Here is an 8,688-nt window from a genome sequence, read left to right on the forward strand (position 1 = left end):
CCTTCGAGTTTACTACGGCAAGGTTATGGAGTTTTACTCCGAACATTGATTGTAGTCTCAGGTACATACTCATCGGGCGTTTGAATACTTCCTTCAAACGTCAGCTTTGTTATATCGTTTTTTCCTTTGCTTCTTTTCTCAACTTTGTTCATTTTGCCTATTGATTTTTCTTAGCAGGTTTCCGATTTTTCCAACAAAAAAACGGTCAAGCTTTTTTCAAAACTTGACCGTCACATTGATATATTCATTTCTTCATCTTCTGTTTGCTCACTATCTTCACTTACAATATGGAAATCGTCCACACCAGGGATAACTCCGAGCGTTCTGCCGTTATCAAAGACGCAATGCACAGTGCCGATATCATCCATATGTTCGATATTTTTTGTTGTGTAGAGTCCAACTTCCTTTTTGGTGAAAACCGGTGAAAAGCATCTACGGTTTTACACCTGAAATTTTTTACCCTCAAAACGCAAAAAAAGCTCGTAAATACGAGCTTTTCGAGGTGTGCATCTATTTCATTGCACTAATATGGTGCGGGTGACAGGACTTGAACCTGCACGGTGTTGCCAATAGAACCTAATGGTAATGCAACGTCGTTGAAAAATACATATAAGAAAAAAGCTAAGTATTTGTTGAATGATATGGATTCTTATGAATTGTTGATTGACCTAGTAAGGCTAACTGGCTCTTAATCATATTTTTTATTGTTTTATTAAGAGAACCTAAAACTAAAAGATTTCCATGATATTTATTATTTGGTGTTGGTCTTCGTTCATATAAGAGATTCTTTTGTATGAATTGAGGCTTCATTCTTTCATCAAGCTCTTTTCGTATAACCTCTGAAATTCCTGCTGGAAACTGCAATGAACCATCTTCCTTACATTGAGATGCAATAACATCAAATGCATTAGAATCGTCACACCAAGTAATAGATATTTCGCAATATCCATCTTCGCGTTCTTTATCTAAGCGAAATGCTTCTGGCAAAAGATAACCATTTTCCAGATAACAATTAGAAATTCCTCTAAAAAATTTATCTGGATATATTACTTCATTCATTTTAATACACCCTAAAAATAAAGTCTATTGCTTCATACAGAATATCGTTTATATTGTTAAGTGATATATTTCCGGCTCTTGTTTCATAATTTTTCTTTATATTATCATTCCAAATAATGCCCATACTACTTTCTTCGTTAATAGATTCAAATGAAAAATAAAGAAGAGCCTCGCCCTCATCCCATGTTGAGTGCAATTGTATTATTTCATTTTCTTCGTTTTCATTATTAATGTATTCGAGCTTAGGGAGATTTTTATTTATGTTCTTATGTTGAATGGATTCTATAAAAAGCTCTCTAAATAGTCTCATAAGATTACCCATTTGTTTATTATGTGAATCGCTGAATACAAAGATAGGTAAATTTGAAAAGATATCTACTTCAGTAGGAATCCGCATAGCATAACTTGAAGAAGTAAGTATATTCAATTTATTAAGAATAGATATAGAACGAGTTAAATCTATATCCATTATTTTAGATATGCTCTCGTTCTTTTTATTAATTAATCGGGATTCGTCAATTAAATCCAAATATGAATTAATTTGAGGGGAAAATGTTTTTTTATTTGTTAAATAACTACTCATTTTTGCCTTCCAATTCTATCGGTTTCATTGCGTGATGAAGCTTGTCTTGAATCGAATCTCTAAAAAAGATATGTGACCTCGTATGCAGCTTATCAGCAACTTTACTGATGTCATCTTTTGAAAATTGTCCATATGAATAATAATCACAGTTTAACAAAAACGCTTCAACTGGTGAATTGCCGTCTCTATGATCAACACTTCCAAGCCCAGACTCTGAATGAACTATCACATCATCAAAGCATAATTCTGAAATTACACTTGCTGATTTTACTTGCATATAGTCTTGTGTAGTATAGCTTAATGATCCTAGTAAGTGTGGTTTTAAAAGATCTTTCCACGGTGAATCAGATAATCCTAGTTTTTCTTTTTCGAAAGAATCAATATATCTCAATCCAACTCTAGAATAATAAACTGGGTGATAAATCTCAGAAAAATAATTGATGGGAATCATTACTCTTGAAAGCATATCCTCCCAATGCGAATAAGCTACAGTAGAAAGCACCAACATATCCCTTGATAACACTACTTTCCATTTTCCATCTGTTGATACAAATGAATAAAATCGTTTTGATGTTGTACTATGAGAGAATGTCGGTTGGCTTTGTCCTAAACCAACAGTAACTTGCCCCATTTCTTGTGTCTGAAAATCATAAATAGGGTACAGTTCTCTAATTCTATCTTGAAAATCAGCAGGTTCCTTAGAATCAATTGCAAGAATCGTAGGATAATTTACTTGAAATACCACTTCAATCAAAGGGCAGTTTTCATACTTTATTTTTTTCATTTTTAGCACCTTTCACTTACTACAGTAACTTATTTATGGAGACAATATTCCATAAAGCTAATTTTTAACATTTCAATATTATGTTTATATCATTAAATAAATGCTAAGATATGTACTTTTAGTTTGGCTATTTATTTGTTCAAGGGTTTAAGATATCTAAGAGATTCATATAAAAAGATATTAAAATATAATTATAACTTATCCTTATTTGTGAACAATCAAATACGCATTGATTTGGTATATTTATTGTCTATAAATCAAAGAGTTACGAATATTATCACTCTTTTATAGTATTATATCACAGTTTAATATAAAATTCAAGACTTTTGTTCGTTGTAAATAATTAAATTTATAAATAGTCACGTAAATAGAATTAACATAAACATTATAATTATTATGGTTTATTGTATTTCAATAATCCAAATTGTGTGTAAGAAAACTATTAAAGGATTTCTAATGATTTCGTGAGAATTGTTGACTTATCTTTGGGTGTGTGCTATAATTTACATAACCCATTATTGCATTAGAGTGTGCAGGAAGGAATGAATTATAGTGGCAGTAAGCTACAACAATCTTTGGAAATTACTTATCGATAAAGGTATGAATAAAACCGAACTGAAAGAAGCATCAGGTATCAGTTTCAATGTAATGGCTCGTATGGGAAAGAATGAAACGGTTTCCCTTGAAAGCCTTGAAAAGATATGTATGGTGCTGAACTGTAACATCGGTGATATTATGGATATAACCGCAAATAAAGAATCGAAGAAATTTTCATGTATTGAACTGTTTGCTGGTGCAGGCGGTCTTGCTCTCGGAATCGAAAAAGCTGGATTCGACACGATTGGACTTATTGAAGTGGATAAAGATGCATCGGATACGCTTCGTAGAAACAGACCAGAATGGCGAGTTATTAATGATGATATAGCAAATATTTCCTGTCTTGATCTACAAGATTACTTTGGTTTGGATAAGGGTGAACTTGATCTACTTTCAGGCGGCGCACCTTGCCAGAGTTTCTCCTATGCAGGTAAAAGACTTGGCTTGGAAGATGCCCGTGGCACACTATTCTATCACTATGCGAAGTTTCTTGAACAACTGCAGCCTAAGATGTTTCTTTTTGAGAATGTTCGTGGTCTGCTGACTCATGATAAGGGCAGAACATACAAGACCATTACTGACATTTTTGAAAGCACAGGCTACACAATTCAAAAGAAGGTTCTGAATGCTTGGGACTATGGTGTTGCTCAGAAGCGTGAAAGACTTATCACTATCGGTATCAGAAATGACCTTACCGATCAAATAAAGTTTACTTTCCCCACACCCCATGAATACAAACCTGTTCTTCGTGACGTCTTGCTCGATTGCCCAGAGAGTGCAGGTACTCCATATTCTGAATACAAGCGTAAGATATTTGAGCTTGTGCCTCCAGGTGGATATTGGAGAGATATTCCCGAGAATATTGCTAAAGAATACATGAAAAGCTGTTGGTTCATGGAAGGTGGAAGAACAGGTATCCTCCGCAGGCTAAGCCTTGACGAGCCTTCACTTACTGTTCTGACTTCACCAAGCCAGAAACAGACAGATCGCTGTCATCCACTCGAACCAAGACCGTTTACTATTCGTGAAAATGCTCGGTGTCAAAGTTTTCCTGATGAATGGCAGTTCTGCGGAAGTATCGGTTCGCAGTATAAACAGGTTGGTAATGCCGTTCCTGTCAATCTTGCAATGGACATAGCAAAACAAATTAAAATCGCATTGGAGGGCTTATCATAATGTGGACACTTAGTTTTATCAGTGAAGAAGATTTTACAAAGCACGTTAAGAAGACCATAGAGAAATATGGTGAGAAGCTGGAATCCTTCGATTTGAAACGGTTTAATAAGAATATCATTGACCCTATCAAACTGATTTTTGATAAGACCGTTTATCAGGCTTCTTGGGAGGAAATCGTTAGCAACGAGATATTCCGCCAGCGTGATAAATCCAATAACAACGACATCGGATACTTCCATCAGAGAATATTCCAGTACATAGCTAACTGCCGTGTTCCCGATAATGGTAAAGAAGGCGGCTGGGACGTTATCTTTGAGAATTCCGATGGCATCGTTGTTACTGATAGGATCAGCGTACATACCGTGTACGTTGAGATGAAGAACAAGCATAACACTATGAACTCGGCTTCGGCAGGCAAGACCTTTATCAAGATGCAGAATCAGCTCCTCACCGATGATGATTGTGCTTGTTTCCTTGTTGAAGCTATCGCCCAGAAGTCGCAGAACATCAAGTGGGAAACAACAGTCGATAAGAAGAAGGTTGGTCACAAGCTGATCCGTCGTGTGAGCCTCGACCAGTTCTATGCTCTCGTGACAGGACAGGAAGATGCTTTCTACCAGATGTGTATGGTGCTGCCGTCCATCATTCAGAAAGCTGTGGACGAGCTTGAAGGCTCAATCGTTCCACACGATATTGTTATTGATGAGCTGAAGGAGCTTGCTAAAAAACAGAATGTTGACGATGAGAACCTTGCTGTGGCTATGGCGGTATATATGCTGGGATTTGGAAGCTACACAGGTTTTTAATAAAGAAGGTGTTGTATGAAAATACTTGATTTTAAAAAAGCAACTGAATTAGATAAGCAAAATCAAACAATTCAAGCGGCATTACTATGCTACTATCATTACAAAACAACAGATGAGCAAATTTTTGATATGAAAGGAATTCAAGAACTATTCTCTGATGCTGGATTTAACCCAATTAATAGCAGCAGAGTTAAAAAAAGTTTGATTGAAAAGAAAATCATGCGCATACCCAAAGGATTAAAAACTTCGCTTGAGTTTATTCCTTCTGTATTTCAGGAATATGAACAACAGTATGGTATACTTTGGAATGATAATGAGACAATAAATTCAGAAAGCGAACTAATTGATGAGAGTAAGTTTTGCGGTAAACGGAATTATCTCACCCGATTAATACAGCAAATTAATCACTCATATGCGAATAATTGTTATGATGCAGTTGCTGTCCTAATGCGAAGGCTTTTTGAGATCATGTTAATTCTATCATATCAAAATCTTGGAATTGATGATGAAATCAAAGATAAAAGCGGTTCTGGGTATATAATGCTTGACGGAATAGTGAAAAATGCAATTAACAATAATACACTCAAGTTATCTCGAATTAAGACTGAATTTGATTCATTCAGAAAAGTCGGTAATTTTTCTGCCCATAATATTACATATACGGCAGGAATAAAGGATATCGATGATATTAAGCTAAACTATCGTGTTATGCTTGAGGAATTATATAATAAAGCAGGACTTATGGAAAAGGAGGATATTTAAGATTGGAAAATCGAGTAAAATTTAAAATTGGTGAAATTGAATTTGAAGCAGAAGGCTCTGCTGAGGTCATCGAAAGAGAACGGAATGTTTTTATGAATGCTCTTCTTCCTGCGGCAGTAGATGCTATAGTAAGAACTAGGGGAGCAGGAAGTGCTAATCAGTACATAGAAAACAATGAAACGCCACTTATCGAACAAGTTGATTCGCCAATAAATAATGATGAAAGTTCTGTTATTGTAAATAAACAACCTCAAGATCTTTCTAGAACAAGTCTTTCTGCGTTTTTAAGCGATAAAGGCGTTTTAAGTGAACAAGACTTTGTCCTAATGGCTGCTTATTATGATGAAAAGAAGAATAACGTCAAATCGTTTAATTCTGAAACAGTAAAACAGTACTACTCTGATGCACGTCGTCCAAAATGCTCTAATATAAGCGATGTTCTATTAAAGCTAACACAAAAGGGATATATTATGGATGATGATAAGTCAGAACAAAAAACTCCTAAACCGTATACATTAACTAACAAAGGTATAAAGTATATAGAAAATTATGCGCCCAAGGACTCTGTTGAAAAAAAGGTTGCTAGAGTAAGAAAACCAAGAGCAAAGAGTGAGTCAATATATAGTGAAATGAATCCTGATGAATTGAACTTGAGTAATTACCCTGGCATCAATAAGTTAAATAATTTCAAAGAACAGATGCTTATGATTATGTATATCGTTTCCAATGAAGGAAAAGGAGAAAGCTTTTCAGTGACGGATATTCAATGTTTGATGACAGACATTTTGGGATTACCTGCTTCACGAGACCAAATTAATGGAGTTTTTAAAAACAACAAAACATGGTTTAAAAAAGAAGAGGATTCAGACAACAAGCGTGCATACAAAAGAAGGTTGCTTCAAGGGGCAAAAGATTTTATAATTAAGCTAATTGAAGACAATAATGCACAATAGCATACTTTCCGATTAATGAAAAATATTCTTTTCATTATATTTCTTATACCAAGAACGAAACAAATGCGTTAAAATTTTTGCGATTTGTACGAGCGAAAGCATTTCCATTTGCATTTAGTATGCTATTAAGAAAAACAGATTAATAATCAGGACTTGATGACAAATCACGCCGTATCACAGGGCAGCTTCGGTTGTCCTGTTTCTTTTTTCAAGGGCTTGACAAACATAAAAAAGCATGTTAGAATATAGTTATCAAGTAATATGTTTGCAAAAAAATATAATTACAGGAGAAACGTATGGAACAGCTATTAGTAAGCCATTGGCATAAAAATACAAGATACGAAATACAGAGCATAGACGGCATGGAGTACATTGTTCCCTGCGAATACGGTTCGGTATATGATCCGATAAAGAGCGAAAATGAAATGATGACTGAGGCATTGAATCTCGGCAAGTACCTGACGGAGAATGACCTCGGTCAGAACGAAATGGTTCTGGACTTCGTTCACAAATACGGTCTGCTTGGTATAATGCCTGACATAGCAGGCTCAGACATAGGTAAAAATGAGCACGTCATCGTTCACGACAATATCTTTACTGATAGCGGTATCATTGATGTGAACGAGTTTGCCAAAATCTTCTTTCCTCTTGATAGCATTGATCTGCTTGATAAAACCAACAAGAAGGGCAAGCTGAGACTGTACTACCGCAGTCCGATATACTCAACAATGTTCCTGCGGAAGTATAAGTACTGCGAACCACTTGAATGGGTGAAGAAATACTTCAAGTACTTGTACAGTTTCACGACAGGAAAAGGATCAAAGCTGACGGAGTTCATTCCTCCTCGCCTAACATACAAGATAGACGATAGGAACGGTCTGAACCTGCTGTGCGAGTATGATTCCCTCAAGGCAATGATGGATCTCGCCTTTGCCAAAGCAGTAACCGGCAATAAGAAACCACTCCGTACCTGCAAACACTGTGGAAAGCTGTTCTATGCCACCGATATACGCAGCGAGTTCTGTTCCGCAAGATGCCGAAATCAGTATAACGTATACAAATCCAGAGCAAAGCACAATTGATGCTTTGCTCTTTTTGTTTCAAAATAAAAATGGAGGCCTTGACAAATAAAAATAGTGTGTTATAATATAATCACGAGAGTAATAGTATATATTTTATATGCAATTACAGAATTAATATGAAGTGCGAGCAGAGTTCGATTTAGAGACCCTGCTCATTCTTCTCCAAACCGTGTAATATGATATAGCAGAATATATATTACACAACCGGTTGTATAAAGAGGTGACCTGAAATGAACAAATAAAAACCAAAAAGTAACTTGAAAATTGAATATGGGATCAGGAGTTACGTTGTTTCCGATGGTGGGGCGGTGAGCCGTACCATCCCAGAGATGCGCGATGACGCGAGAGCCGAGCGATAACATCTTTGGTTTCACATAGCGCAGATGTGAAGCAGCGATGAAAGTCGGGAACGGATACTTACACTCAGCCACAGTCCGAGCGTGATAAAACCGTCGCAGGCAATGGGAGTGTGCTGGGGCAGCCGAGCATTTAAGCTGCCTATGAGTCCGATGTGCAGTCGGGCGGCTTCTGATTCGTCAGGTATAGTACGGCGGATACTGCTGTAAAAAACAGTGTGTCCGTTATGCTGGACGTACTATGTCCTGATGCGTTCGTGATGTGTCTGATTTATGTGCCAAAAATAGTTCAAATTGCAATAAAGATACTGCTCCCACATTTTTCACTTGGGATAGCAGAAATCCGTCGGACACAGCCCACACAAATAGTTCGCGTGAGCAGTTGCTCGTAACGAAAAAAGCTGTTGGCTGTGTTCGGGAATCTCATGGGAAAGGAGGAATCACATGAGTAATATGTTACAAACGAAAACCGCAGAAGAAATATTGACAACAGTATTCAAGCCGAAGGAGTTTATTATTGACGGACTGCT

9 protein-coding genes are annotated in these 8,688 nt (G+C 36.4%); 5 read left to right on the forward strand and 4 right to left on the reverse strand.

From position 1 onward, the window contains the following. Window positions 1-230: 230 nt before the first annotated feature. The 4 genes from DW015_RS12790 to DW015_RS12805 all read right to left on the reverse strand — a co-directional run bounded on the left by DW015_RS12790 (window position 231) and on the right by DW015_RS12805 (window position 2,426). Entirely contained in the window at window positions 231-368 is a 138-nt protein-coding gene (locus DW015_RS12790) for a DUF4314 domain-containing protein (RefSeq protein WP_117905903.1), read from the reverse strand. Between the two features lie 253 nt (window positions 369-621). Next, window positions 622-1,059 carry a hypothetical protein gene (locus DW015_RS12795; protein ID WP_117905904.1) on the reverse strand — a complete coding sequence of 146 codons (438 nt, stop codon included), beginning with the start codon at window positions 1,057-1,059 and terminating at the stop codon, window positions 622-624. Window position 1,060: 1 nt separating this feature from the next. Beyond that, window positions 1,061-1,642: a hypothetical protein gene (locus DW015_RS12800; RefSeq protein ID WP_117905905.1), complete on the reverse strand. Its 582-nt coding sequence runs from the start codon at window positions 1,640-1,642 to the stop codon at window positions 1,061-1,063. Then, window positions 1,635-2,426, reverse strand: coding sequence for a TIGR04255 family protein (locus DW015_RS12805; protein WP_117905906.1), 792 nt, complete (start codon window positions 2,424-2,426; stop codon window positions 1,635-1,637). The genes DW015_RS12800 and DW015_RS12805 overlap by 8 nt, the downstream gene beginning before the upstream one ends. A 549-nt stretch (window positions 2,427-2,975) precedes the next feature. Between DW015_RS12805 and dcm the strand changes: the two genes are divergently transcribed. The 5 genes from dcm to DW015_RS12830 all read left to right on the forward strand — a co-directional run bounded on the left by dcm (window position 2,976) and on the right by DW015_RS12830 (window position 7,802). Next, window positions 2,976-4,199, forward strand: a complete 1,224-nt coding sequence (dcm, locus tag DW015_RS12810; protein WP_117905907.1) for a DNA (cytosine-5-)-methyltransferase — start codon at window positions 2,976-2,978, stop codon at window positions 4,197-4,199. Further along, window positions 4,199-5,005 carry an Eco47II family restriction endonuclease gene (locus tag DW015_RS12815; protein WP_117905908.1) on the forward strand — a complete coding sequence of 269 codons (807 nt, stop codon included), beginning with the start codon at window positions 4,199-4,201 and terminating at the stop codon, window positions 5,003-5,005. The genes dcm and DW015_RS12815 overlap by 1 nt, the downstream gene beginning before the upstream one ends. A gap of 15 nt (window positions 5,006-5,020) precedes the next feature. Then, complete coding sequence (locus DW015_RS12820; protein ID WP_117905909.1) at window positions 5,021-5,767, forward strand: hypothetical protein; 747 nt, start codon at window positions 5,021-5,023, stop codon at window positions 5,765-5,767. A 2-nt stretch (window positions 5,768-5,769) separates the two neighbouring features. Next, window positions 5,770-6,720, forward strand: coding sequence for a hypothetical protein (locus DW015_RS12825; protein WP_117905910.1), 951 nt, complete (start codon window positions 5,770-5,772; stop codon window positions 6,718-6,720). 296 nt (window positions 6,721-7,016) lie between these two features. Next, window positions 7,017-7,802 carry a hypothetical protein gene (locus tag DW015_RS12830; RefSeq protein ID WP_117905911.1) on the forward strand — a complete coding sequence of 262 codons (786 nt, stop codon included), beginning with the start codon at window positions 7,017-7,019 and terminating at the stop codon, window positions 7,800-7,802. The last annotated feature ends 886 nt before the right edge of the window (window positions 7,803-8,688 follow it).

The organism is Ruminococcus sp. AF37-20 (assembly GCF_003460465.1).
GTDB lineage: Bacteria > Bacillota > Clostridia > Oscillospirales > Ruminococcaceae > Hominimerdicola > Hominimerdicola aceti.

Excerpts from the sequence above, each read along its gene's own strand:
- DW015_RS12790 (WP_117905903.1), bottom strand. The coding sequence starts at position 368 with ATGGATGATATCGGCACTGTGCATTGCGTCTTTGATAACGGCAGAACG.
- DW015_RS12795 (WP_117905904.1), bottom strand. The coding sequence starts at position 1,059 with ATGAATGAAGTAATATATCCAGATAAATTTTTTAGAGGAATTTCTAAT.
- DW015_RS12800 (WP_117905905.1), bottom strand. The coding sequence starts at position 1,642 with ATGAGTAGTTATTTAACAAATAAAAAAACATTTTCCCCTCAAATTAAT.
- DW015_RS12805 (WP_117905906.1), bottom strand. The coding sequence starts at position 2,426 with ATGAAAAAAATAAAGTATGAAAACTGCCCTTTGATTGAAGTGGTATTT.
- DW015_RS12815 (WP_117905908.1), top strand. The coding sequence starts at position 4,199 with ATGTGGACACTTAGTTTTATCAGTGAAGAAGATTTTACAAAGCACGTT.
- DW015_RS12820 (WP_117905909.1), top strand. The coding sequence starts at position 5,021 with ATGAAAATACTTGATTTTAAAAAAGCAACTGAATTAGATAAGCAAAAT.
- DW015_RS12830 (WP_117905911.1), top strand. The coding sequence starts at position 7,017 with ATGGAACAGCTATTAGTAAGCCATTGGCATAAAAATACAAGATACGAA.